22 protein-coding genes are annotated in these 23,237 nt (G+C 61.0%); 2 read left to right on the forward strand and 20 right to left on the reverse strand.

Annotated elements, in window-relative coordinates; all coding sequences use genetic code 11:
- Nucleotides 1–9 precede the first annotated feature (9 nt).
- The 20 genes from AC56LH_RS16855 to AC56LH_RS16950 form a co-directional block, all read right to left on the reverse strand.
- Entirely contained in the window at nt 10–3,924 is a 3,915-nt protein-coding gene (locus tag AC56LH_RS16855) for a hypothetical protein (protein ID WP_499647894.1), read from the reverse strand.
- Between the two features lie 12 nt (nt 3,925–3,936).
- Nucleotides 3,937–4,281, reverse strand: coding sequence for a DUF1799 domain-containing protein (locus tag AC56LH_RS16860; protein WP_499647896.1), 345 nt, complete (start codon nt 4,279–4,281; stop codon nt 3,937–3,939).
- A 17-nt stretch (nt 4,282–4,298) separates the two neighbouring features.
- Nucleotides 4,299–4,631: a hypothetical protein gene (locus AC56LH_RS16865; protein ID WP_499647898.1), complete on the reverse strand. Its 333-nt coding sequence runs from the start codon at nt 4,629–4,631 to the stop codon at nt 4,299–4,301.
- 33 nt (nt 4,632–4,664) lie between these two features.
- Nucleotides 4,665–5,627: a phage tail tube protein gene (locus AC56LH_RS16870; protein ID WP_499647900.1), complete on the reverse strand. Its 963-nt coding sequence runs from the start codon at nt 5,625–5,627 to the stop codon at nt 4,665–4,667.
- 3 nt (nt 5,628–5,630) lie between these two features.
- Nucleotides 5,631–5,804 (reverse strand): hypothetical protein, encoded by a 174-nt coding sequence (locus AC56LH_RS16875; protein WP_499647902.1) that lies wholly within the window; start codon nt 5,802–5,804, stop codon nt 5,631–5,633.
- Between the two features lies 1 nt (nt 5,805).
- Nucleotides 5,806–6,237, reverse strand: a complete 432-nt coding sequence (locus AC56LH_RS16880) for a hypothetical protein (RefSeq protein WP_499647904.1) — start codon at nt 6,235–6,237, stop codon at nt 5,806–5,808.
- Nucleotides 6,234–6,530, reverse strand: a complete 297-nt coding sequence (locus tag AC56LH_RS16885; protein WP_499647906.1) for a head-tail joining protein — start codon at nt 6,528–6,530, stop codon at nt 6,234–6,236. The genes AC56LH_RS16880 and AC56LH_RS16885 overlap by 4 nt, the downstream gene beginning before the upstream one ends.
- Before the next feature lie 9 nt (nt 6,531–6,539).
- Nucleotides 6,540–6,872 (reverse strand): DUF2190 family protein, encoded by a 333-nt coding sequence (locus tag AC56LH_RS16890; RefSeq protein ID WP_499647908.1) that lies wholly within the window; start codon nt 6,870–6,872, stop codon nt 6,540–6,542.
- 40 nt (nt 6,873–6,912) lie between these two features.
- On the reverse strand, nt 6,913–8,949 hold the full coding sequence (locus AC56LH_RS16895; protein WP_499647910.1) for a prohead protease/major capsid protein fusion protein: 2,037 nt from the start codon (nt 8,947–8,949) through the stop codon (nt 6,913–6,915).
- Nucleotides 8,950–9,068: 119 nt separating this feature from the next.
- The gene (locus AC56LH_RS16900) at nt 9,069–9,275 is read right to left on the reverse strand and encodes a hypothetical protein (RefSeq protein ID WP_499647912.1); all 207 of its coding nucleotides are present in this window, start codon (nt 9,273–9,275) and stop codon (nt 9,069–9,071) included.
- Complete coding sequence (locus tag AC56LH_RS16905) at nt 9,275–11,974, reverse strand: hypothetical protein (protein ID WP_499647914.1); 2,700 nt, start codon at nt 11,972–11,974, stop codon at nt 9,275–9,277. Before AC56LH_RS16905 ends, AC56LH_RS16900 begins: the two co-directional genes overlap by 1 nt.
- A gap of 79 nt (nt 11,975–12,053) precedes the next feature.
- Complete coding sequence (locus AC56LH_RS16910) at nt 12,054–12,308, reverse strand: hypothetical protein (RefSeq protein WP_499647916.1); 255 nt, start codon at nt 12,306–12,308, stop codon at nt 12,054–12,056.
- Nucleotides 12,305–13,771: a phage portal protein gene (locus tag AC56LH_RS16915; RefSeq protein WP_499647918.1), complete on the reverse strand. Its 1,467-nt coding sequence runs from the start codon at nt 13,769–13,771 to the stop codon at nt 12,305–12,307. Before AC56LH_RS16915 ends, AC56LH_RS16910 begins: the two co-directional genes overlap by 4 nt.
- A complete protein-coding gene (locus AC56LH_RS16920) occupies nt 13,771–13,983 on the reverse strand; it encodes a phage head-tail joining protein (RefSeq protein WP_499647920.1) in 213 nt (70 codons plus the stop codon). The genes AC56LH_RS16915 and AC56LH_RS16920 overlap by 1 nt, the downstream gene beginning before the upstream one ends.
- 49 nt (nt 13,984–14,032) lie before the next feature.
- A complete protein-coding gene (locus tag AC56LH_RS16925; RefSeq protein ID WP_499647922.1) occupies nt 14,033–14,389 on the reverse strand; it encodes a Mor transcription activator family protein in 357 nt (118 codons plus the stop codon).
- Nucleotides 14,323–16,320 carry a phage terminase large subunit family protein gene (locus AC56LH_RS16930; RefSeq protein WP_499647924.1) on the reverse strand — a complete coding sequence of 666 codons (1,998 nt, stop codon included), beginning with the start codon at nt 16,318–16,320 and terminating at the stop codon, nt 14,323–14,325. The genes AC56LH_RS16925 and AC56LH_RS16930 overlap by 67 nt, the downstream gene beginning before the upstream one ends.
- Nucleotides 16,317–16,877 (reverse strand): hypothetical protein, encoded by a 561-nt coding sequence (locus AC56LH_RS16935; RefSeq protein ID WP_499647926.1) that lies wholly within the window; start codon nt 16,875–16,877, stop codon nt 16,317–16,319. Before AC56LH_RS16935 ends, AC56LH_RS16930 begins: the two co-directional genes overlap by 4 nt.
- A 118-nt stretch (nt 16,878–16,995) precedes the next feature.
- Entirely contained in the window at nt 16,996–17,739 is a 744-nt protein-coding gene (locus AC56LH_RS16940; RefSeq protein WP_499647928.1) for a hypothetical protein, read from the reverse strand.
- Between the two features lie 258 nt (nt 17,740–17,997).
- Nucleotides 17,998–20,739: a DUF5906 domain-containing protein gene (locus tag AC56LH_RS16945; RefSeq protein WP_499647930.1), complete on the reverse strand. Its 2,742-nt coding sequence runs from the start codon at nt 20,737–20,739 to the stop codon at nt 17,998–18,000.
- 146 nt (nt 20,740–20,885) lie between these two features.
- A complete protein-coding gene (locus AC56LH_RS16950; RefSeq protein ID WP_499647932.1) occupies nt 20,886–21,362 on the reverse strand; it encodes a YmfL family putative regulatory protein in 477 nt (158 codons plus the stop codon).
- Nucleotides 21,363–21,821: 459 nt separating this feature from the next.
- Here AC56LH_RS16950 and AC56LH_RS16955 point away from each other — a divergent pair, with 459 nt between their 5' ends.
- Together AC56LH_RS16955 and AC56LH_RS16960 are read left to right on the forward strand one after the other, a co-directional pair.
- Nucleotides 21,822–22,610, forward strand: coding sequence for a S24 family peptidase (locus AC56LH_RS16955; protein WP_499647934.1), 789 nt, complete (start codon nt 21,822–21,824; stop codon nt 22,608–22,610).
- A 111-nt stretch (nt 22,611–22,721) separates the two neighbouring features.
- Nucleotides 22,722–23,153, forward strand: a complete 432-nt coding sequence (locus tag AC56LH_RS16960; RefSeq protein ID WP_499647936.1) for a hypothetical protein — start codon at nt 22,722–22,724, stop codon at nt 23,151–23,153.
- The last annotated feature ends 84 nt before the right edge of the window (nt 23,154–23,237 follow it).

Consider the following 23,237-nt stretch of genomic DNA (forward strand, 5'->3'; position numbering starts at 1 on the left):
CTACATCTGTCATGAGAACGCCACCCACTTTTCACTGTTAGAAACGGACTTCACTGCCGTTGTATTGGCCTTGGCTATGGCCTCAGCCGATTCCCTGGCTGCAGTTGCGTTGGCTTTGATAATGTCGCCAGTCTGCGAGTTCTGCTCTGCCGTGAGTTTTTCGACCAAGACATTCAGGCGCTTGATCTCCGAAACCAGCGCAACCGAGCTGTCGGTGCCGTATGAGGAATACATAACCGGAGTCGGCATGTAGATCTGCGGCCCGGGCAGAGCGACCGGTGCCGGCGGCGCGGTCGTGCCCATGACCTGGTGCATCTGCAGGATCGCATCGCGCACCGACAGAACCGACTTGTCGAGCGTGATCAGGCCGCTCACTGACAGCTTCAGCGCGTCCAGCTGCGCCTTGCCGACGTCGACTTGCGCACTTGCCCACCGCTCTGTCTCTGCAGTAGATGCCTGCGCATACGCAAAATCGGCTTGGTACTGTGCACTACTGGCGAAAACGGCACGTGATGCTGTGAGGAACGAATTGAATGCGGCTGAATAATTCGACTGCGCCGATTCGTCTCCGCCACGCGCTGCAGCCAGCACCGACTCGTACTGCGCTTTTGCCTCGACATATTTCTCCTGCGCCGACAGTGGCGACAGCTCTCCCAACAGCGCGTTCTCGCGAACGCTTTTCAGGCTTGCTGCGAACGAGCCCATGCGATCGGTGGTTGCACTGATGGCATCGCTCTCGGCTTTATAAGCATCGGTCAGCGCCGAGCGCGCATCAGCCAGACTGGCCTCAAGGTCCGCGTTCTTGTCCGTCGCGATCTGCGCCTCCGCAGTGACCTGAGCGAACGCAGCTGCGGAAGCGAACAGAACAGCCACTGACTCAGCGCCGGCCGGGCCAAGCTTCATCTGTGCTTCAAGCAACGCGCGGTATCCCTCCTTGGTGGCAGGCATCTGCAGGTTTACCGCCGCCAGGGATTTGGCCACCTGCTCGGTGACGACTGCGTTTTTCTCTGCCTCGGTGTAAAAGGCGTCGTAATACGCACTGGCATTGCCGAACAGCTTGTCAATGCCGCCAGCGGCCGCCATCAGGGCGCTGACTGCGCTATCGCTCATGCTAGAAAAACCGATCAGCTGCGACCGCATCGCACCCAACGCCACCTGCGTGACGTTGATCTGTTCAACCACTTGCGCCAAGTTCTCAAGCGAAGCATTCGAGGCAACGCCGTCGAGCATCGTGCGCGCCCAGTCAGGCAGGCCGATCGCGTTCAACGCGCCGCGCACAGACGAAGTCAAAGCGGTCAGATATTGCTCTTGCCCCTTCTCACCGTCTGCGAAGGTCTTCGGCGCCCACTTGGTGCCGCCGCGGGTGTCCTGCCAGTTCACGACAGTTTGGCCCAGCTTCTGGATCATCAGCGAGCCCCAGGCTCCATCTTTGCTGGTGTCGTCAGCGAATGCCGTCGCGGCCGTATAGCCTGCCGTCTTGCCGAATGCCAGCGCGGTGCTGTCTAGGATGCCGACAATGCCTTGGGTCAGGCCCTCAACCATTTTCTGAGACTCGACACTGGTGGCGATGTCCGCCATGTTCAGTGACTGGGCCTTAATTGCCGACGTGCCCGCGCTGCTGGACGTCGCAGCGCCGCCAGTGTGTTTCGTTCCAGACGTGTCGAACTTTTTCCAGATCGCGACAGCCGCCCCGATGCCGAGGGCGATTGGCCCCAATGCGCCAGCGATGGTTCCCATGCCAGCAGCAATGCTCGCCCCTGTGCCCGCGCCGATCGCCGCAATGCCACCCGATACCGCCGCGCCGATCCCGGCAAACCCGCTCGACATAAGTGCGCCGAAGCCAGCCTGCAGGCCGAGCCCACCGGCACCCAGAAGACCGACACCGGAGCTTAGCGACCCCAGCGTGCCAAGACCGCTGACGACACCGCCAACACCAACGCCGCCTCCGGTCGCCGCCTGCGCGGTTCCAGCCAGTCCCATCGCGCCAGTGACGGCGCTCGCCACCGGATTGACGATGGCCGAGATTACCGGGCGCAGCACAAGGGTATTGAACATGTTCTTTAGCGTCTCGACGAAATTCCTGCCGAAGCCATCGCCGGACTCAAAGCCACGCAACAGTGCATCGGTCAAGGATTGCTCGATCGATTCCGAGGTACGCTTCCATTCCTCTGCCGCTTTCTTTGCAGCGTCGACTTGCTCAATCGCATTGACCGCCACTGCGTTGCGCTTCTTCGCAGAGATCAGCTTCTCGAGTGTTTCGATTTCGTCCAGCGTCAGGCCCAGCGTCGAGCGCTGCGCCAGCTGCTCTTCCAGGCGCGCCAGTTCGAGCGCCTCGACTGCGGACTTGGTCATGCCGTACGTGAGTGCAAGTTCTTCGTTGCGCACCGCTTCGGTTAGCGCGGTCTCAATGGACTTTGCGACACTGTTTTCATAGGTCACCATTGACTTCGTGTACGACGCCAGCCCCTCGGCCGCACGCTTGTTCGACTCGATCACCTCAAGTTTCGTGACCAGTTCCTTGCCCTCGCTTTCCAGCAACGCGTACTGGATCGGCGTAAGTTTCCCCTTCATCTCCGCCAACTGCTCGGTCAGCTTGAGCTGCTCCTGCTGGCTGGCCGCCAGTGGCTCCCCGGCGCTGAGCTCAAGATTGGCTTGAGCAATTTTCGCCTGGATAGCCTTCACCAGATTTTGATAAGCGTTCGCGATTTTTTCTGCGTCCTTGTCCGCCTCGTCGCCACTGGATTTGTAGGCGAGCGGTTCGGTGCCTCGGACGGCTGTTGGATCTTCCGGGGCCGCACCTGGCCCAGCAGCAAGAAAACCCGCTACCCTACTGGAGAAAACGTCAGCCCGGGCGTTAACGAAATCCGACCACTTTTTATTCGCGTCCTCCAGAATTTGATTACGCTCTGCAACCGTTTTCTTGAGTTCCTCCAAAGGCGAACCACCATTCGCTGCGCTATAGGCCATCCGCGCGGGCGAGGCCGTCCATAGCACCTTGAGGTCAGCGGCTACAACCTGCACGCTGCTTGAAATTGCTGAGAAGCTTCGAACTGCCAACAACGCAACATCGGCAACACGCGCGATTCCCATTGCCGCCATCCGGGCCCAGTCGGCAATTTCGCCGCTGTCGATCAGGCCATCTTGTTTCTGTAATGCGTCGGCGAAGCCGTTAGCCAAAGCCGACAGGGCTGGCAGCGCGGCAGTGGTCACAGCTTCAAAAGCTTCATCAGTGCGGACACCCAACATGCCGAATTGATCTTGAAGCGAAGCAACTTGATCTACGGACTTGGCCGAGATCGTTGAGAAACCATCGACGGTTTCTGCCAGGTCGTTTAAGAACGGCAGTAAGTCTGCAGCGGACTTGCCGAACAGGTCATTGACGAGAGCGGCTTTGGCTGACCCATTCTCGTACTGCTGCAGGCTCTTAGCCACCTCGATCATGATTTCGCCGGGATCGCTCAACGCGTTCGCGGAAATGCCAAGGGCCGCGAGCGCCTTGCCCGTCTTACTCGATTTCTCGTCGACAGTGGTCAGCCCGCGCGCGAGTTTGGTCAGCGCTGGATCGACGCTGCCGGCGAAGTCCGCACCGAATGCTTTGGCTACCTTTTGAATTTGGGACAAGCGCTCAACGCTCGTGCCGATCTTTTGCGAGAGGTCGTCGAGCTCGGCCATGGAATCCATGGTGTCCGTGATCCGCGCCGCCAGGCTAGCCAGCGATACACCTGCAATGGCGAAACCAGCGACGTTGCCGATGGTCGACTGCAGGTTGGAATAACGTTCACCGAGACTGTTCATCTGCCCCGAAATGCGATCGAGCGATTCACCGTTCATGCGGCGCAGGGCATCGGCTATCGAGTCGATCTGCCGCTGGCTTTCTGCCGCCCCTTCTACAGCCATTTCGATAAGTGCGCGCGGCAGTGCCATCGTCCCGGTTCCCTAGTTCTTGCGTTGGCGAGCCCACTCTTCAAGGCTCGCTCGTTCCATCATTTGAATCAGCAGAAACAAGCTCGCTCGGGCCTTCTTCTTCAGGCCCCGCAGCCGCATGCACGTTTCCACTCCCGGGTAGTTCAAGCCTGTTATCCCACCCATGCTGACGGCCCATTGCGTCTGGATGGCAAGCCACATGTCAAATGCATCGCTGCTCTCGGGCCAGAGCCAGAACTCGTCTTGGTCTAGCGCAACGCCCTCTACGGCGTACAGGCCAAGAGCAGCGAGCGCATCGTTGACATGATCAAGTTCAGCGGGCGCATCGCAGCCAAACTCGATTTGGCCGCGCGCCATAAGACGCGCGACCTCTGTCAGTTTTTTGCGACTGCTGCCACCTGCTCCAGGTAGGAGCGCATGATCACGACCGGCATGCCGACGTTGTTGATCATGTCGTCGAACTGCTCCGGCGAAAAGTCCAGGGGTGTACCGGCATCGGCAAGGACGCCTTCCCAGCCTTCGGCGATATCACGGATGAACTTTTTCACATCGCCGTTTTTATCTTTGATAGCAGCATCGACTTCATCCTGGTTCAGGCGGCGGCAGTGCAGCTTGAAATCGAAATTGACTGGCTTGCCGTTCTCATCAGGCAGCGTGCCTTTGACGGTGACCGCGATCTTGTTGCGCTTTACGAGCTTGAACGCCATGGCGTTTCCTTTCAGTTGTGGAATGGGTTGGTGTTACAGAACGACGATGCGCCACTCGTCGTTGCCGTTGACCGGGATCAGGCGCACGTCGAAGCCGATCAAGCGCTTGCCGTTCAGTTCCGATTTCCGCGGGTTGGTCAGCTGGGCGGCGGGTGCGAAGACGAGTACCTTGTTGCCGGCAGCGGTGCCGATGGTGAAGCCCAGTGCCTGCGTCTCGTTGGCCTTGACCGACGCCATCAGCGCGACCTCCTGCGCGGCCGTCAGTTCCAGCTCGATCGTCGCGGTCGACTGGCGATCCGAGATATCGACGGTCTCGGTGCTGAGCATCGCGCTGAAGTTGACAACGTTGCCGAAGTTCAGCTCAAGGCCGGTGCTGTTGTAGACGGTACCGCCACTGAGCGCGCCGGCAGCGTAGGTGCCACCCAACGTGATGTCGATGACGTTCGCCTTGGTCAGGGCAACAGGCTTCTTCCACGGCGTGAAGACACCGGTAGCGTTTGGCGCCACGGCAATGCCGCCGTCCAGGCCAGTCCATTCGAAGCGCAGCATCGGGCGTTCGCCTACCTTTGCGGACAGGGTGCAGTTACCCATCGAGTCCAGCAGCTTGTGCAGCGCGCCATCGTCGTAGTAGTACTGCGTGAGCATTTTGAGCGACGTGGACACTGGCATGTATTCCACACGCGCTGGCGTGGTCAGCATGCCTTCAGCGACGGCGCAGCCCTGCAGCAGCTGGCCCCACGCGGGGGCAGTGCCGGCCACGCCGGAACCAGCCAACTCGACAGCGTAGGTAAGCTTGACGCTGGCCGGGCCAACGAGCTGCTCGCTGCCACCGAAGTAGCCGCGGATCAGCGAGCGGTCAATAGCCTGCGCGTCGAGCGGCGTGATGCTGCCTTCCGACATGAGCACGGCATTGGCCGCGCCGGTCGGCGCCGCATCCACGCCAGCAGTCGTCTGCACCTTGGCAGTGACGATAGTGTTCTTGATCAGACGGGGCATTGCTTACTCCTGGCTGGCCGCGTCGTCGTACTCGACGGCAACGGCTGGGGTTTCGTCGGCAGGAACTGGAGCCGGGTCGTTGGAGACCCACTTCCAATCGGCCCGGTCAAATGTCCAGGAGCCACCACCAGGTGGCGGCGGGATCTCGCGCTCGGTTTGCGTCTTGTCGATATTCATGTCAGCTCAATGTGAAGTTGCTGGTGCGGTGATCTGCGGTATAGGTGAGACGAACCCACCCGGTTTTTTTTCCGTCTGTCGTGTTCTCGGCTTCGACGCCGATCACCTGCAGATCGGTAACGACGCCATCCAGCGTCGAGTTGGCGGCCAAGCGTTCGAACACCGCCTTAAGCAGCGGGTCGACTGCGAGGTCGCCGCTTTCGCTCGTGCCGCTCGCATAGCATTCGACGGTGAGACGGGTTGTCCAATCGATTGGCGCACCGTTGATCGTGCCGCCGGTTGGCACCGACTGCTCCCACTGCACGCTGATCGCCAGCTTGTCCTGCTCTGGCACTGCCATCGCCCGGGCGCGGTAGATCGCGTTGCACACGGGCGGCTGCGCCTCAAGTGCTGCGATGACCGCAGTGACGATGTTTGCGAAGGCAGTTCTCATCGCACGATGGTCAGAGCAAGAATCGTCAGCCCGGTGTTATCTGGATCTGCCGTGAGAATCTCGTACCGCACTGCATCGATCGTGATCTCCTGCCCCACCGGCTCAGCCATCACTGCGCTGCTTGCGACGGTCACGACCGGACTGCTCGATGCGACACCGCCACCCAGTTGCGCTTCGCTGGCCAGGTTGCGGAAGATGCCCGGCACGACCGCGCCACCGATCGTCACCTGCTTGTTAGCAAGGTGATTCAGGACGGCGCTGTTCGCGGCCAGCTGGAGGTTAGCGAAGAGCATGCGCGTGAGTTAGCGGATGACGCCGTCGAGCAGCACGGTCGCGCTGGTCTCGGTGCCGCCCTTGGCTGCGGTCAATGCGCCGACCAGGGTGTTGCTGGTAGCGGTCGTGGTCAGACGTTTCGCGGTGTTGTCCCAGTAGATCTTGGCGCCGGCCGCGCCGGTATCGGCAGTTGTAGCCGCGAGGGAGTACACGCCCGTGCGCTTGATCTCGACCTGAGTACCCTGCAGGGCGTCGTTGCCGGCGATGCCGAAGAGCGCGCCGACCAGTACCGCCTGGCCGCCCAGCACGTTGGCTGGCGCAATGACGGTGAGCGTGTCGCCGGTCTGGATGAAATTCTTCATGTTCGATTCCTGTGATGGTGGATGAGCTGGCAGCAGCGGCTTACTTGCCGACGCCCTGGTACAGACCACGGTGGTCCACAACCTTGGCCGCGAAGTCGAGGCGGCACTTCCAGGTCACGCCATCGATCTCGAAACCGTTTTGGCTTTCGATGACCGGGCCTTCCGCGCCGTCCAGGTAGCAGTACTCGACCGTGTCGATCTGGCTGTTGTTGCTGCCGAGGTACCATGCGGTTTCGCTCGCACGATCCAGGATAGGCTCGACGATCGGCTCAACAGCCGTGCGACCACCAGCGCGGAATTCGTTAATGTCGGCCTGCTTGGCCGGCACGTAGTTCGCACTGGTCAGCGCGTAAGCTTCCTGTTCGAGCGAAGCCGGAACAATCAGGAAGTTGGGCGCCAGGTTGAGCTCTTCGTCCTGCAGCCCTCGTTGCAGGCGAATCGCTTTGCGGCCGGCCTTCAGTGCGTCCAGCGTCAGCGCCGAGCCGACGCCCGAGCCAATGTTTTTGTGGTCGGCGCTAAACAGTGATTTGCCATCGCCCATAGCCGGATTGCTTGTGAGCTGGCTGTACACCAGGCGGTTTTCCAGGCGACTCGCACTTGCGCCAAACGCAGTCACCAGCTTCTCGAATGCGCGCAGGTCGTCGTTGACAATAGCTTGACGAGTCAGCGCAACCATACGGCCGAAGGTAACGAGCGAATAGAACTGACCTGCGTCGCTCATCGTGCCGTACGTGAATTCTCCATGCTCGTTGGTGCGCAGCAGCTCCGGCGCGCCGGACATCTGCACGACGCTGATGTTCTTGAAGTCGGGCGCGTTCGGTGCTTGGCGTGCCCACTGCGTGTAGGTGCCGGCGTTTTCGGCGTAGGCATCCCGCATGCGCTTGTTGGCAACGTTGCCGAACAGAGCTGCGAAGTCGCTGGTGCCATGCATGCCGGCCGAACGGAAGTTCAACATATTTGTGGCCAACTGCATTCGATCCATGCCACGCGTCGAAACACCACGCGCTTCCAGGAAGTCGCGCCCCAGCTCGAGCAGGCTCATGCCACGGAACTGCGCGCCGTTCTCGGTCATCTTCGTACGGGCGTAAACGCGGTGCATGATCGCTTCTTCCATGCCGGCCATGCGCGTTTGCTCCACGTCGCCCACCAGCTGAATGCGGGTGTTCTGGTGGCCGCCGCCCGCGGTCGAGTTGCGGGCCATCTCGTCCAGCACGGCGGCGCGTGCTTGATCGACGGAGCTGCCACCACGGATCAGACCGGCGGCCAGGTTGGTGACGCCGTGACGGGCGCACAGATCGATAATGTCAGCCGAGCGAGCGACGGCATCCTGCGCAGCGCGCGAGGCAACATCATCGGTGACGGCTGGCACGACCGGCGCTGGCGCCGACACTGGTGCAGGGGCTGGCGCAGGAGCAGGCGCAGGAGCGGCGCGGGTTGGATCGATAGGCGCTGGATTCGGGGCGCCCGGCTGGGTGGTATTTGGCATATTGTCTTCCTGGTTGGATGGAGCGGAAAGGGCCGGCGCCCGGGTGATGAATTCGCATGGGTGACCGTTCTGAGGTGCACTGCGCGAACTTGCGCCGGCGTCGAACGGGACGGTCACGAAACTGATTTCGTACGGCTCCCACGCGACGGCGCGGTACAGCGGCACGTTGATGCCATCGGTGCGGTCGATGGCGCGAGTGATCTCGTATTTGGAAACGCGGTAGGTGAAGCTGATCGAGCGGATGATCCCCGACCGAATGTCGGCGACGATGCCGGCCAGCTCGGGCCGGGTCGATAACCGCAGCGTTGCACTGCCTTCGCCGTTCTGGATGCTGCCACGGGTGGCGATACCGAGGATCGACTTGAGGCCACCCTGAATATCGTGGTTGTCGATGACCTGGACGACACCCTTGTCGAAGCGCGTCATGTCTACGGCTTCGGGCGTGACGACCAGTTCTTCGTCGTACGGGGTATCGTTGTACCAGTCGTAGCGCCGGCCCATCGCGCCAGTCGTCCAGACGACATCGATCGTGTTGTCGATCTCGTTGTAGGTCGATGGGACGAGTTCCGCGCCACGCGAAAGCGGTGGCATGATCCGGGGATCGGTAGCGGAGCGGCTGTCGTTCGGCTGAGTGGTTGGCGTAGGCATATCCGCATGATGCGGATTTCCGATTCTCAACTCTTTAAAAGCTGAGAAGAATTTCCAAGCAGCTAGCTGCTGGGGGTGACAACGTAATAGCGGCCGTTTTGGAGCGCCATCTCCTTCGGCGCCAAACCACCGCCTTGCGCATTCTTGATTGCGCCCAACTTAGTTTCTTCCCGCTCAGTCGCGGTGCTTTCAATTCGGCTTGGCGGTGGCTGGCCAACATCGGCAACGGGTACTACCGGTACCCTCGGAAATTTGGAAGCGTCGATCATCAGTTGTCCACCCTATTAAATTGAATGCTTCGGTAGAAGCGCTCACCATTGGCGCAGTCAATACGGAAATCGCAGTAATTGACGCCAGCCGGCAACGTGTCCATCCCGCCCAACTTCACTAGTATCAAAGAGCCCTGAAGCACAGCAGGTACAAGCTCCTCCACACCGACCGGGAATGCTTTCACACCGGTAGCGGTAGTGCCGCTGTCGGTCAAGTCATTACCAATATCGGCCACGTAGAAGCTTTGGTCATCGGCGTCCTTGTTGATCCACCAAGCCCCGGCCGGTTGCTTGAACCAGATCGTGCGGTCGAACCGTTCGCCATTCGCGCACGTGATGCGGAACGTGCAGAAGTTGACTGCACTCGTCGCTGCATTGAACCCGCTCAGCTTTACCGGGATCAGCTTGCCCTGGATGACGGGATCCTGAAGCACTGTCACGCCAGCGACGATGGCGTCGACCTTCACGGCGGTAGTGCCGCGCTCGGCCAGATCAATCGTAACGTCAGCTACCCAGTAGCGTTCGTCGAGCGGGTGTTTCTCGCTCCACCATTTGCCTGCATCCAGGTAGGGAGCGTTTGGCGTGCGCGCGCCTGGCACGCTGCCGAACGCCACCACGCGGGTACCGCCCGGGAATGCGACCCGGCGGGATTCGGCAACCGTCGAGGCCACCACCACATTCTGCGCAGGCTGCTCGGCCAGCGTGGTGAAGCTTGCCGACAGCGGCGTGGCGCGGTTTCCAGCGGCATCGAAGGCGCGCATGCGCACCGCGTGCGCAGTGCTTGCAGGCCGACCGGAAACCGCGACTGAACGAGCGGCGTTGGCAATGACGGTGTAGCTCGTGCCGCCGTTGATGCTGTATTCGTAGCCAGTGACGCCCACTGCATCTGTCGCCGCCGGGCACGACAGCGTGGCGCCCGACGTGGTGATGGCGGAAACCGTAATATCGCCGACCATCAGTGGCGCCGTGGTGTCGCCTCCCGGAACCGGCATTTCCCAAATAACCGAATTGGGCTGCGCCTCAAAATCAGGCAGCAGGCGCAGCTTGTTGTCCAAACGGAGCGAAGCTTGGTCTATGTAAGCGCCGCTGTACGCGCCCGCTGGGTGTGTGATCGCATACTTTTTCCACGTCGCACCAGAGTCGGTGGTGGTGAAAAGGTAAAGTTGGTTTGCAGTACCCAGCGTGGCCGGTACATTGTCATCGGTCGTCGCAGCGGTGACGAAGATCTTCCCGTCGTGATATGCAACGTGCGGCGTGCCCGCATCCTGCAAGCCATTGTGCGCCATCAGGCGCGTGCGCACCCACTTGTTGGTTGTGGTGTTGTACTTGGCCACCCACAGGCTACGGAAAGCTTCGTCCGGGTGCTGCCAGCTTGCGACCAGCAGCGGCTGGCCATCAGCGCCAATGCCGATACGCGCGACGCTGGAGTTGTGGTTAAGGTTGTTATTCGGGAATGCAATGTCGCTATCATCCGTGCCACTGACTAGTGGAAGATTCAGCGCCTTGCCGCGCATGGTAGTGAAGGTAGCCCCGCCATCCGTCGACTTGATCAGATTGATGTTCTGACGCGGGTAGCCCGACATCGTGAACGGCCCGTCGCCCTGCAGGAACTCCGTCGTGACGTATAGAGTGTCAACGCTCGCAAAGGCGATCTCCATACCGTAAGAGCCGAGATACGAGGCCGCATTACCAGCGAGGAAATCAGTACCTTTGCGGTCGAACGTGGCGCCGTTCCATTTGTAGATGCCGGCCAAGTAGCCATTACCGCGTGCGCCCATCCACATGCTGCCGTCGAACTGGTTGCGGAAGAAGCGGCGGTACGAGCAATTCGTCTCCAGGCCGGTAGGCGCAGTTGTTGCAGCGAGCGCCGAAATGTCTTCGGTGGGCGACGACAGGCCCTTCCATGGAGTGTGGTGCGCCTCGCCGTACGTAATGACCTTGCCGTCGTCCGTCACACACACGCTACCGTCGCGGTGCCCGATCGTGGTGTCGTGCGTGCCCGTGCCGATCTGAACGTCCTGCATCATCTCGTACGTGTTCTTGTTCAGCTTGGCCAGACGCGATTGCTGCACGCCGCCAACGGTCACAGGTGCGACGACATAGACTGCGTTAGCCGTAGTCCAGATCGGCGTGTACAGCGATAGCAGCGAGATCACCTTGGTGCCTGAGTACGGCGTGTTGAAGCTTGCCGGCGACAGGTTGCCGGCAGGCGAGACGCTTGCTTCAACCAGGGCAGGGGTCGGGACAAGCTCGAATCCTCGGATGCGCATCGTGCCGCCCACGGAGTCCTGCTGGCGGCCAATCTTGAAGTGCGAAACCCGGCCCGCATCTTCGCGGGTAAACGAAAATGGCAGCTGCGACCGCTCAACGATGCCAGACCCTTGCGGCGGAACTAGGTTAATCACCTTGTTCGCATAGACAGGTTTTGAAGATTCAGTCCACGGCTCATAGGCCCCGTAGAATCTAACCGATGCAGGCGATGGCTGACCCGGCGTGCCAGCCATGGACCACAGTACATAGATGTCATACTTTTGCCCCACGACTGCAGTATCTGCCGTGAAATGAATTTGCCCCTGCGCGTTCGGGAAGGCGTAGGTGGCCACTCCGTCGACGTCTGTCGCGGTATATGGCGAACCGGTGCTGACTGCCATCTTCGATGGCGTGATCGTGATTGTGGGGTTAACGACGTCAGTACCCATCACGACACCTGAATATAAATTGCGGCGCCCGTGTCAGTAGCGGTTAATTTCAAACGGTCTGCAAATTTCATTCCGTACCTTATAGCTGGATGGTTTTCATTTGCCCGCGGCGCTCGTACATCACCGTGGTGATGCCGCGCTTGCGGAGCATGTTCAGTGCGCACTCGTAGTCAGCGCGGTCGATCTTGCCGACGGCGCCGTGCACATACGCGATGCTGCTTGTCAGGTGCGTGACCGTAATGATCCCGTCGTACGCGCGGCGCGCTTCGTAGCCGCCCGGCGCGGAGTACGCGCGAATGGTCGAGACCTCGGTGGTCATGTGCAGGTGGGTCATGTGGCAGCACTATCAGCAGGCGGCGTGGGCATATTCCCTCGCTGCATAAACAGCATCGTTTCGAGAATGCCCAACTCCTTCAGCCTGGCGATATCCTTCGCGAGCTCTGTGTACACGACCTCCGGGTCGTAGCCGCGCTGCCGCAGCTTTTCGCTGAAGCTCGACAGGCCGCCGCTGATCTCGGCGAGGTCGGCTTTCACATCTGCCTCAGGGTTCACGTAATCCCACTTCGGCGGGCTGAAATCGACCGCCTTGTCGCGCGACTTGATCTGGCCAGCCAAGTACGCATGCTCGATGAACGCGTCATGGATGGGCACCAGCAGCTTCGGGATCAGGGTCAGCCACTGCATCTGCGTGACCGCGCGCCGGAAGTCCAACAGCCGCACCCGGGCGCTGCTGAAGTTCACCTCGTTCATGTCGCCGGTAAGCAAGTGATAAGGCACACCGATGCCCGCTGCAATCAGGTGCAGCTGAAACTTGACGTATTCGACGTAGCCTGGCGCAGCTTTCGGTTCAATGACCGTGAAGTTCATCCCTGGTGGCATGCCGACGATGTTGCCACCGCCCAGCTCGCCCAGGTCGTGATGGCCGCTAGACTGGCCCTCGCCTGCGTTGCCCATGCTGGCCGGGTTCTCCGCACCGCTGATGTCGCCACTGGCCAGCACCGAAAGGCGGGCTTCCAGATTCTTGCGCGCCTGCTCGGCATCTTCGTACAGCTGCAGGTCGCGCACGCGTGCGATCACTGGCGCCAAGCGGGTGAAGCCCCTACCCTGCCCCGGGCGGCCCGGGTTGAACAGGTGGATGATCTGGTTTGCCGGCACCCGCTGGCTCTGCGAACGACCGCGCACGGCGGCGACATCGCCGGGGTGCTGGTCCCACAGATAGTACGCGGCGACCGCGCCGAGCACGTCGTACTCGATGCCGTTGACAATCGAGTTGCCGTTTAGCGTGCCCGACCGGGCACCGTCGAGCCAGTCGATTTCGAGCAGCTGCAACTGGAGCGGGACAGCCATTCCGGAACTGGCGCTACGGGTACGCTTGCGCACCAGCACTTCGCCGTCCTGCTCCATAGCCATGTAGGCAGCTTTCACGAATCCAAAGAAGTCGAAGCGGCCATCGGCATCGCACACCTTGAACCAGGGGGTAAGCAGCTCGTTGATCTTTTCTTTGTCGCGGCCAGTGGCACGCGGAATAATTCCCGACCCGACTGTCGCCACCGCCAGGCCGTCCATACCGGCCCAGATGTACGGAACATTCTGGACCAAGGCGCGCGCCTTGCTGCGGAGCGCCTTGGCATCGGCTTGGTGATCGGCGTTCGCGCTCGCGCCGGCCCGGCGCGGGCGCCAGGTGTCACGCGGGCTGGCGGCCTCGTAGGCGCGCTGCAGCTGGCGGCGCGCGAAGTGCCGTGCGATACCGGCCTGCGGACTGACGAAGCCGATGACGCGATCGATGAAATTCATCATCAATCGCCCCGACTCGTTGTAAAGCGGAAGCCAAAGATGTAGGGAACGGTGCGCCGGACGTTACCGCTCATGACCTGCACCGCATGTGTCCGGGCAGCGATCAGCTGCGCCGTGTTTTGGTAGGTAATGCGCCGCCCGTCGAATTCGACCGAGAGCGCGCCGGATACGATCGCGGCGTCGAGTGCATCAATGTCTGATTGGGAGATAGCCATGTCGCCCACGGTAGCGACATAGCTGTTTTGATTCTTTAAAACTTGAGAATTATTTTTTGCTGCCGGGCTTCTTGATGATTCGGTAGACCGACGCTGTGCTGATGTTCAGTTTGCGCGCGACCTCGGCAACGTTGCGCCCGGTGAACAACACCGCGACTTCGGCCGCGATACGGTCTCGTTCGGACTGTGATCGGCGGGGAATGTAGGTCAGGATGCCAGCGAATTCACGACGTGCGAGCTGCTTGAGCGCAGGCGCACGCTGGCGCATCTCTGGGAATTCTTTCTCGATGAAATCGAAGATGGTGTCGATCAGGTCTGCGTTGTCAAGCAGCGCAGCGGTCACCACTGCCTCCCGACTGGCCGGCGCTGGTGGGGTGATGGGGTCGAAGGCGGTTTCGGTTTCCATGGTTCGTTTGCTGGTTGCGCTGTTGTAGTTGGTAGTGGGGTGATGACAGTGGTGGGCTGATCCCCATCCAGGGCGGGCTGGTCGACCGGGGCGGCATCGTTGAACAGGTCGGACGTGGCAGGGCAAACCTTCTCTCGAACGAGCTGCCATTGGCTAGGCGTTTTCTTGTGCAAGCCGAGGTAGTGCGCAGCGGCCAGGTTGTAGACCATCAGGTCACCCGCCTCGTTGCGGTCGCTCTTCTTCTTCTGCCATACGCGCACCTTCCGGCCGCGCTTGTAGACGATGACGCTGAACTCGGCGGTCAGCTGGTCGTAGTAGTCGTCTGGCAGACCGTCAGGGAAGTGCGTGGCGCCCGGGCCGTCGGCTAGGTGGTAGCGGCTGGCCAGGTAATCCTTTGCGGTATCGGTACCGATCAACCACATCTTAGCGCCGTGCGGCATCACCTTGCCCATCCAATTCACGTCGACCAGCGTCGGCTTGACTGCGAGGATCGGCTTATTCGAAGTCGATGCGCCCTTGACCGCGTAGATGTTCCGGTGCTGGCGGGTGCGCGTAAAGTTGTAGACCTCGTTGGTGTGGGCGCCACCCGAGTCGATTAACGTCGCGCCGATGCCGAGCATGCGCCCGCCGGCGTGCTGGTACCGGCCCAGCAATAGCGCGTCGAGCTTGTCCCACGTAGCCTGCTCGGTCGGCGATCCCCACACGACCTGGTAGTCGACGATCCAATCTTCCATGCCCTCGCCCCAGGCCACGACCTTGAGCTCGAGGCGATCGTTCTGCGTATCGACCGATGCGGTCAGGATCAGGCCGCGCATCGGCACGGTAGCCAGCTTGTAACCTCCGGCCCGCGCCTTGAGTTCGGTCGCCTTGGTCTGTTCCTTCTTGCGCTCCCAGCAGCGCGCCAGGCGCGTGTTGTAGAAAACGATCATCAGCTCTTCGCTGCCCTCGTCCAGCTTGGCCCGGGCTGCTCGGTACTCACGCAGCAGGGCGATCCAGGTGAGCCAGCCGTACGGCGCGAACATCGCGCTGATCGTGAAACTCACCGTCTCGCCATCACCAGCCACACCCGCTGACCATGCGCCGCGCGCGAACATGCGGTTCTTGTCGGTCTCGTACATGACAACGCCACACGCGCTGCATGGGTAGACCGCCTGGCCGGCATCATCCTCATCCAGGCGCTCGAACACCAGCGGCTGCTCGTGGCCACAGTGCACGCAGTCGGCCAGCGCCTCCTGGCGCGTGCCCTGCAGGTACAAATTCTCGATGATCGACTGTCCGGTGATCGTCGGTGAGCTGGGGAAGTACGATTTGCGGTTGCGCTCGAACGACGTCTGGCGCGCCTTTGCCAGTTGCACCGGATCACCCTCGCCGTTCACGTTGGCGTTGGCGCGGTCGACCTCGTCAAACAGCACGCGGCGCGCCGGGATCTCAGACAGGTTGGCGGCCGCGCCGGCGGTAACGATGTGCAGCGCGCCGCCAATGTATTCTTTTGTGTCGAGCGTGTTAACCGAATCGCGCGAGCGCGGCGCGGCCACGCGATCGCGCACCTCGTGCACGGCGGCGATGGTCTTGCTCACGCGTGCGCTGGTGCGCTTGGCTAGTTTGCCGGTCGGCAGGATCCACAGGAAGTTGGCCGGGGACTGGTGCACCGTGGAGCAGAACCAGTTCAGGCCGACTTGCGTCTTGAGCATCTGCGATGCGCCCATCAGGGCGACGGTCTTGCACCAGTGCTTGTCGGACAGCGCGCGCATCACCTCGCGCGCGTGCGGCGTGCGGTCGGTGCGGTACTTGCCCGCCTCGTTGGCGCCGGACTCTTTCGGGATCACCATGTGCAGGTCCGACCATTCATCGACCGTCATGTTTGGGTCAGGCTGCAGGCCACGCGCGATCGCCGGGCGCAAGATGACGGCAGCTGATGCGAGGCCAATCATCCGGCATGCTCCTCGATTTGCACGTCCAGACGCTCGTTAAATGCGTGCGCCATGCTCTCGAGCAGGATGCGGTGTTCGCGCTCGATCACTTCCTCGCACTCCTCAGCGGTACGTAACGGCGCCACGTCGGCAGCGATGCGACGGGCGCAGTTGAGCAGCCCATCGCGCAGCGCACGTGCCGCCTCGAACACAGCCGAATCGACGTCGTCCTTGAGCAGGAACCGACCCGACATTTCGGCCAGCTTGATCTCGGCAGCTGCTGCCTCCGCCGCCTCCCGACGCGCGCGGCTGCTGTCGTAGCCCGGGACCTTGGTCACAGACTCCGGACCTCCCGTACCCGCCGGGGTGTTGGGCTGCGCCCCACTTGCCATGGGGTCAGGGCGTTGACCGTTCGCGCGCGGGCGGGTATGTTTTTTGTAGAGGTGCGTCGCGTACTCCGGGTCGACCTTCCCATCGGTCACCGGGATCCCGCACCTGGTCACCGCGTCGTACGCGGACTGGCGCGAGATGCCTTGCAGCTTTGCCCACTCGGCGACGGTTGTCAGGTTTTGCGTCATATTTTTTCGTTGTCAGGTCAGTTGTCAGGAAATGTTTTTTGGTTCTGCTAGTGCGATGACGTGGCCTGAATTACCCTTGCTAGCCCTGCTCCAGGAAGAACCTAACCCCGGGGGGGTTTCAGGTTGAACCCGGGCGCGGGCGATTGAACTCAGCGTCGAAGTGACCGACGAACTTGGCATCAATGATGGCCTGGCCGATCTCGTGGAAGCGCAAGCGTGTCTTGTACTGTGCCTGCTGCACGAACACGAACATCGGCTTGATCGCCGTGCCGTGCGCGAAGCGGCGCTTGATGTACACGCCTGGTGGCAGTCCACGGTTACCGTTCGGCAGCACGAAGTACGTCACGCCCTGACGTGCGATGGTGCGATTCGAGCGCGTGCTTCCCGATGCCCGCGACTCGTGACCAGCCCCGCGCTGGACCCTCAGCTGCGACAGCATCTGGGTGATCTGGGCACGGCGCACGTTGCCGTTCGCATCGAGCGTCGCACCGTCACCAGGCATGGCAAACCAGCCCTTCGGCATCATGCCGTTGGCCTGCAGTAGGCGTTCCATCCCCTTGAGGCCACGGTTGCCGCCGAAGATTTGCGGACCGAGGAAGCGGTCAGCAGGCGTGCCCTTGCCCCATGGGTCATCCTTGACCCAGACGCGCGCCTCGAGGCTGGTCTTGGTGGCAGGCTTGAGGAACGTGCCGTTGAGCGCGTACGGCGTTGGACGATCGAACACCGAACGCATCTCCGCCTTGATCGCAGCCTGGACGTCCTTGGCCGTGCGGGTCAGCGCAATCGCTGCCACGATCGGGCCACGCCGGCCCAGCTCTTCGATCCGTGCGGCCACGGCAGGGAAGTCAGTTCGCAGATTCATTCGCATCGTTTCACTCCTTTTTCCGGCTTTGCAGCCTGTTATCCAAACCCTGCAAGTCTGTAACCCGCATGGATACTGATTCTTGGCAGGGTATGTAGGGTTGCAGGGTTGTTTTAGATGTGAGCATCAAAAAAAACACATCGGCATATCAACATCGTTTCGCGCCTACGTGCGCTAAACCCCGCAAACCCTGCATACCCTGCTGAAACCCGCATGGAGACTGGCTCTCCGGCTTGCAGGGTTTGTTCCCTACCCTGCTTAACCCTGCAATGCCCGGTCCGCACGTACGTCGCCAAGCTTCCTAAACTTGGCGATCTGCTCATCTAATGGGTCCGGGAAATCAGGGTTGTCCACCACGAACACCATTCGGGTCTTCTTATGCTTGCTGTCGACAGCCACGCTCTTCTTCGACTTGGTCTCGCGACTGCCGATCAAGCCGGCGAACTTGCATAGCGTCAGCGGCTTCTCCCCACTCTTGTCGCACCACCGCTTGTAGATGATGTACAGGTCTTCGGACAGGCACGACGTGTACGGCGCGTCGAGGTAGCCGTCCTTCCAAGCGCGATGGAACGACATCCAGCCAGCCAGGCCGAACTCGATCACGCGCTCTTTGGCCAGCGTCATCGGTGGCTTGGTGTGTTCGTTGAAGCCGTCGAGCGGCAGGTTCAGCAGGAAGTGATAGAACGCCTGGATGCCACCGGCCGCGACGGAGCGTTGCACCTCGGCATAGAACGCCGGGTCCTGCTTGCGCCGCGCCTCAATCACCATGAAGCGGCGGTCCTCCAGCTCGATCGGGATCGGCTGCGGCTCGTTCGAGAGGAACGTCGCGTTCATGTGGTTGCGCTCGTCACGCAGCGGCAGGTTCTTCTCGTTGATCGAGGTGGTCTTGCCGGTAATCATGTACTTGAGCGTGCCGTTGTGGGAGTACTTGTCGTCGCGCGACAGCACCTCTTCGAACAGCACGAATAGCTTGCGGCTGCGCCAGGCGGTAAAGCTCGACTCCAACTGGTGCTGACTGGCCACCGTGCCGTAGTCGCCATAGATCGGCTGCATCACGTCTTGGAAGAACAGCGACTTGCCGGTGCCTTGCTTCTCTCCGAACATCAGCAGCGCGGTCTGCATCTTGGCGCCCGGGTGCTGCAACGGGTACGCAAGCCAGCGCAGGATCCATTCCATGGCTTCGTCGGCCCTGTCCTCTGCATCGCACAGTGAGGCCAGGAGCGCGAGGATCGGGCCGACGAGCGCGTCGTCCTGCTTGGGCGTCAGCGGCCAGCCGAGGAAGATGTTGACGTGACTGACCGGGTCGGCCTGCTGCGTCGGATCGAACACTAGATTGCGTGCCTCGATCGTCTTGCGCTGGGCATGCTCTTGCCACTTGCCGGTCAGCTCGGCGGTGTAGTCGGCGCGCACGGCGCCCAGCGACATGACCTGCTGGCCGATGCCGTCCCACACCGTTTCGGTGCCGCGCAGGAGCGTGAGGTTGTCGAGCATCTCGCCCAGCTTGCCGCCGCCCGCGCCTTCGACGGCCTTGCCGCCAATGAGGGTAGGAAGGGATTCGCGCATGATAGTGCGGCGCGTCGTGTCTTTCTCCCAGGCGCTGGCCAAGTCCTTGCCCACCCATGCGGCAAAAGCTGACTTCTTGAGCCGCTGCTTGCGCAGGCCATCCCAGATGTCCGTCGTTGGGTAGATCAGCTGCATGTGCGCGAGCAATACTTCGAGCGTCGGCACGCGGATGGAGGTGGCCACGTCGACGGGCGCCTCGGCAGCGGGTGCGTCTGGCATCGGCACATCGTCCAAGTAAGCCGGCGGCTCGGCGTCTGTCGGGCCCGATGTCGGAACCTGCGCCATCGTGAGGGCGAGGGAGCGCGCGGCCCGCACCTGGTCGCGCACGACGTTGAGCGATTCAGCCAGGTACAGGTCGTTGAAGTCTGAATCCTTGCTGTCGGCCCCACGCACCGCGAACGACGGCACGACCACCGAGGCATTGCCGACGATGCGGACCGCAGCGCGCGATCGCGACACACCAGCGTTCTCGAACTTGAGCAGGCGCACCATGCGGCCCGCGCGCAGGTCGGCCTCGACGTACGGCGTGCCGGCGGCATCTTCGCGCCAGGTCGCGCGTACGCGCACGATATCGCCCTTGGTCGACGTGAGCTCGTGATCGGCGCCGTCAATGACGGGCGTCCATTCGACGTCGAAGTCGGCCAGCAGTGACTCGGCCAGGCGCGCCACGACCCGCATGTCATCATCGGCAAGGAACAACAGATGGGCGGCGGGGAAGTCAGCGCGCAGACGCTTGGCGACGGGCAGCAAGTTGCCCGCGTTGAACGCCACCATGACGGGCAGGTCGAACTCGGTGGCCATGCGGACGGTTTCGCAGGTGGCATAGCCCTCGCCGATCGCGATCAGCGCAGGCGCATCCGTCGTCTTGCCCAGCAGGCAGCAGCCAGCAGCCATGTCGATGCCGGTGCTGAAACGCTTCTCACCATCCGGCTGGATGCGCTGCAGTCCGGCCAGCTTGGCACCCGTCTCGCTGTATTTGAAGACCGGGACGAGCAGCACGCCGTCGGCATCGACGCGGGTCTTTTCGCTGCCGACGCGCTTGCGCGCCAGGTAGGCCGAGGGTTGATCGCTGTCCGCAGCTGCGGCCCAGGCCATGCGCGCGCGGCTTGCCGCCATCTCGGATTTGCGCTGCTTGCGCTCAGCCTCGGCGCGCTCGTAAGCTGCCTGCTTGCGCTCGGCCTCGGCGCGCTCTTCGGCGGTGACGCCTTCCCAGTCCATCGTGACCGAGATCGCGTTCTGGCTCTGGCCCTGCCACACGCCGAAGGCGCCAGTGACGACACGGAGGCCTGAACTCAGATCAATTTCACGTAGGACGTACCACGCCTTCTTCTTCGGGCCGAAGCGGGTGATCTTGCCGTTGAAGAGGGGATGTCCGTCAGGCAGTGCAGGCAGGCCTTCGGCCTTCATCTGTTCGATGACCTGGTCAAGTGTTGCCATGGTCGCCTCCATTCGATGCGCGAAGCTGGGCCAGCATGCATTGCAGGTGCGCGAGGATGCGCGCCTTTTCTTCCGGGGTGCGCTCAACCGGATGGTCGTCGCACGCATCCCATTGGGCCCGGACGACTGGCCCAGGCGGTTGCTGATCAGCTGTCATTGGATTGATTCGGTGAAACGCCGGCCACGGCCGGGCGGCAATAAACTTGGAACATCAAGCCCATCAGCTCTTTCATGGTCTTGTGCATCTGCTGCGAAATGTCCTCAAGCTCAGACCGCTCGCGTCGGTCGATCTCGCCGTCTTTGATCGCATGGGTATAGGTGCCGGACAAGCGACCCAGCTCGGTGTACAACTCGTGGAACTTGTCATGCAGGCCCTCGCCAGTCGCCCCGTCACCCGTCGGCAGCTCGACAAATACGCCGCCGCTTGCGGCTGCGATCGCCTGTGCGAAGTGTGTAGTGCCAGCATGCGCCTGGATCAGCAACGCGGTATCAACGCGCATGCCGGAGCCTTTGACTTCGTACACGCGCGCCTCCAGCTGCGACCTGGTCATGCCAAGAGTCGCCGCAGTCCCGGTCCAGCCGTGAACCTTGATCATTTCCTGATAAGACGGCAAGAGTTCCATAGTGTTTCCTTCCGATTCTTGGGTATTGCTTTTCAAGCAAGGCGCTTAATATTTAGCATCATTTCCTAAATAATATTTCCTATGTGCAACTTAGAGAGCGCAATAAAATCCACTTGCTCCAAGAGCCAGCGGCCTAACGATTTGGTTATTCGGTTGACGGTTTGCGTCCAATCTGGCGAGCTAGTGTCTCTATCGGCTACCAGGGACGGGGGAAAGTTGAAATGGTCCTATGAACTCGGGCCCGGGGCGTTGGCCGCTAGCTCTACAGGTTCGGTCGAAACCTGATGAGCTGCGGCCAGCTTCTGGAGCGCACTCACAACAGCGTAGGACGGTCGCTTAATGCCCGCCTTACCAGCCTCCATATCGCTGATTGACGTTTGCTTGAGCCCAACGGCGCAACCGATCTGCGTTTGGGTAAGCCCAGCCTTCCGGAGGCTCGAAATTGTGTAAGGGATGTCCATGAACACCATTATGGGAACTCCGGTATTTTCTGTCAACCGGAAAACCGGTTTAATGCTGCGCGATAATACCGGTATGTCGATAAGCGCACGTTTAAAGCAAGCCCGGAAAGATGCCGGCATGACTCAAGGTGAGTTGGCCGCACGCAGTGGGCTGAAGCAAAGTACTATTTCCGACCTCGAGACTGGAAAATCACAGGGGACAACTTACGTTGCGTCCCTCGCACAGGCTATGGGGGTGAGCCCTCTATGGCTGGAGGCCGGAAAGGGTGCCAGGAACGTAGACTTGCCTGGTCCTCCAGCTGCCCTGAAGGACGACAGCCCATTTCTAAAGAGCGTCGTCCCAATCCGTATTGGCGATGAGCCAGAAACTGTCCCCATACGCAAAGTGAAACTTAAACTGCGCGCTGGGGTGGCAGGGTATGAAACTGAACCGATCGCTGACGATGGCGGCGTACTCCATATGCCGCTCTTCCTCATCGAAAGTAATAACTTGGTGCCGCATCAGCTCCTGGCGATGCCTATTAAAGGCTGTAGCATGGAGCCAATGCTATTCGAGGATGATCTGGTCGTGATCAATACTGCCGACCGGGAGCCAAGAAGCCGAGAGCTGTATGCTGTGAACTTCAACGGCGAGGCATGTATCAAGCAGCTGATACACAAGGCTGGCGAATGGTATCTGCACTCATTGAATCCTGACTTCGGCCCGTTGAACGTCCGTAGCGGCCAGTGCGATATCGTTGGGCGGGTTGTCTATCAACCTGGACGCATGGTCACAGGCAGGCTATAACATGTGTAACTGGAGAAACCATTGGCGTTGAAACCTTGTGCAGAGTGCGGTGCGCGGATTAGCACCGAGGCGGAAGCGTGCCCACATTGTGGTGCCAAGCCACGCGTGAGCATGGGCCCCATTGGGCGGGTCATTTTGGGACTCATCGCCGTGAGCGTCGGAATCTCAGTGTTCTCATCAAGAGGTGATGAAAAACCCGTCGACAAGCCCCGTCCGATTGCCAAAATACCAGAGCAAATTGAGGCCGAAGCAGCGGATAAGTCACGCTCTCAGCGGGCGATTTTCGTAGTGACTGCCCTTAGGCACGGCCTGCGCGATCCCGACTCAGTAAAGTGGGAATCCATTTCCGTGAGTGACGACGCAAGCGTAGTGTGCGTCGAGTACAGGGCAAAAAATGGCTTCGGTGGCGTTAATTTCGAGCAGACTGTCTATACAAAAGGGAAGTTCAGCACTGCCGCAAAGCCATGGAATCGTCACTGTGCAGGCAAGCAACTGAACGATCTAAAGCCCATGGTTGAGTACGTCTTGAAACGATCTAGCTAATCGCAAGCATTGGCACCACCCTGAGCCTCGCTATCGCGGGGTTTTTTTTCGTCAAGAATATGGGAAAACCGGTTGACTTGAAAT

The organism is Telluria sp. LT1R51-2 (assembly GCF_059685775.1).

Excerpts from the sequence above, each read along its gene's own strand:
- AC56LH_RS16885 (WP_499647906.1), bottom strand. The coding sequence starts at position 6,530 with ATGCTCTTCGCTAACCTCCAGCTGGCCGCGAACAGCGCCGTCCTGAAT.
- AC56LH_RS16955 (WP_499647934.1), top strand. The coding sequence starts at position 21,822 with ATGAACACCATTATGGGAACTCCGGTATTTTCTGTCAACCGGAAAACC.
- AC56LH_RS16880 (WP_499647904.1), bottom strand. The coding sequence starts at position 6,237 with ATGAGAACTGCCTTCGCAAACATCGTCACTGCGGTCATCGCAGCACTT.
- AC56LH_RS16920 (WP_499647920.1), bottom strand. The coding sequence starts at position 13,983 with ATGGCTATCTCCCAATCAGACATTGATGCACTCGACGCCGCGATCGTA.
- AC56LH_RS16930 (WP_499647924.1), bottom strand. The coding sequence starts at position 16,320 with ATGATTGGCCTCGCATCAGCTGCCGTCATCTTGCGCCCGGCGATCGCG.
- AC56LH_RS16910 (WP_499647916.1), bottom strand. The coding sequence starts at position 12,308 with ATGACCCACCTGCACATGACCACCGAGGTCTCGACCATTCGCGCGTAC.
- AC56LH_RS16860 (WP_499647896.1), bottom strand. The coding sequence starts at position 4,281 with ATGGCGCGCGGCCAAATCGAGTTTGGCTGCGATGCGCCCGCTGAACTT.
- AC56LH_RS16875 (WP_499647902.1), bottom strand. The coding sequence starts at position 5,804 with ATGAATATCGACAAGACGCAAACCGAGCGCGAGATCCCGCCGCCACCT.
- AC56LH_RS16935 (WP_499647926.1), bottom strand. The coding sequence starts at position 16,877 with ATGACGCAAAACCTGACAACCGTCGCCGAGTGGGCAAAGCTGCAAGGC.
- AC56LH_RS16945 (WP_499647930.1), bottom strand. The coding sequence starts at position 20,739 with ATGGCAACACTTGACCAGGTCATCGAACAGATGAAGGCCGAAGGCCTG.
- AC56LH_RS16905 (WP_499647914.1), bottom strand. The coding sequence starts at position 11,974 with ATGGGTACTGACGTCGTTAACCCCACAATCACGATCACGCCATCGAAG.
- AC56LH_RS16950 (WP_499647932.1), bottom strand. The coding sequence starts at position 21,362 with ATGGAACTCTTGCCGTCTTATCAGGAAATGATCAAGGTTCACGGCTGG.
- AC56LH_RS16940 (WP_499647928.1), bottom strand. The coding sequence starts at position 17,739 with ATGAATCTGCGAACTGACTTCCCTGCCGTGGCCGCACGGATCGAAGAG.
- AC56LH_RS16900 (WP_499647912.1), bottom strand. The coding sequence starts at position 9,275 with ATGATCGACGCTTCCAAATTTCCGAGGGTACCGGTAGTACCCGTTGCC.
- AC56LH_RS16960 (WP_499647936.1), top strand. The coding sequence starts at position 22,722 with ATGGGCCCCATTGGGCGGGTCATTTTGGGACTCATCGCCGTGAGCGTC.
- AC56LH_RS16915 (WP_499647918.1), bottom strand. The coding sequence starts at position 13,771 with ATGATGAATTTCATCGATCGCGTCATCGGCTTCGTCAGTCCGCAGGCC.
- AC56LH_RS16870 (WP_499647900.1), bottom strand. The coding sequence starts at position 5,627 with ATGCCCCGTCTGATCAAGAACACTATCGTCACTGCCAAGGTGCAGACG.
- AC56LH_RS16865 (WP_499647898.1), bottom strand. The coding sequence starts at position 4,631 with ATGGCGTTCAAGCTCGTAAAGCGCAACAAGATCGCGGTCACCGTCAAA.
- AC56LH_RS16855 (WP_499647894.1), bottom strand. The coding sequence starts at position 3,924 with ATGGCACTGCCGCGCGCACTTATCGAAATGGCTGTAGAAGGGGCGGCA.
- AC56LH_RS16895 (WP_499647910.1), bottom strand. The coding sequence starts at position 8,949 with ATGCCACCGCTTTCGCGTGGCGCGGAACTCGTCCCATCGACCTACAAC.
- AC56LH_RS16925 (WP_499647922.1), bottom strand. The coding sequence starts at position 14,389 with ATGGAAACCGAAACCGCCTTCGACCCCATCACCCCACCAGCGCCGGCC.
- AC56LH_RS16890 (WP_499647908.1), bottom strand. The coding sequence starts at position 6,872 with ATGAAGAATTTCATCCAGACCGGCGACACGCTCACCGTCATTGCGCCA.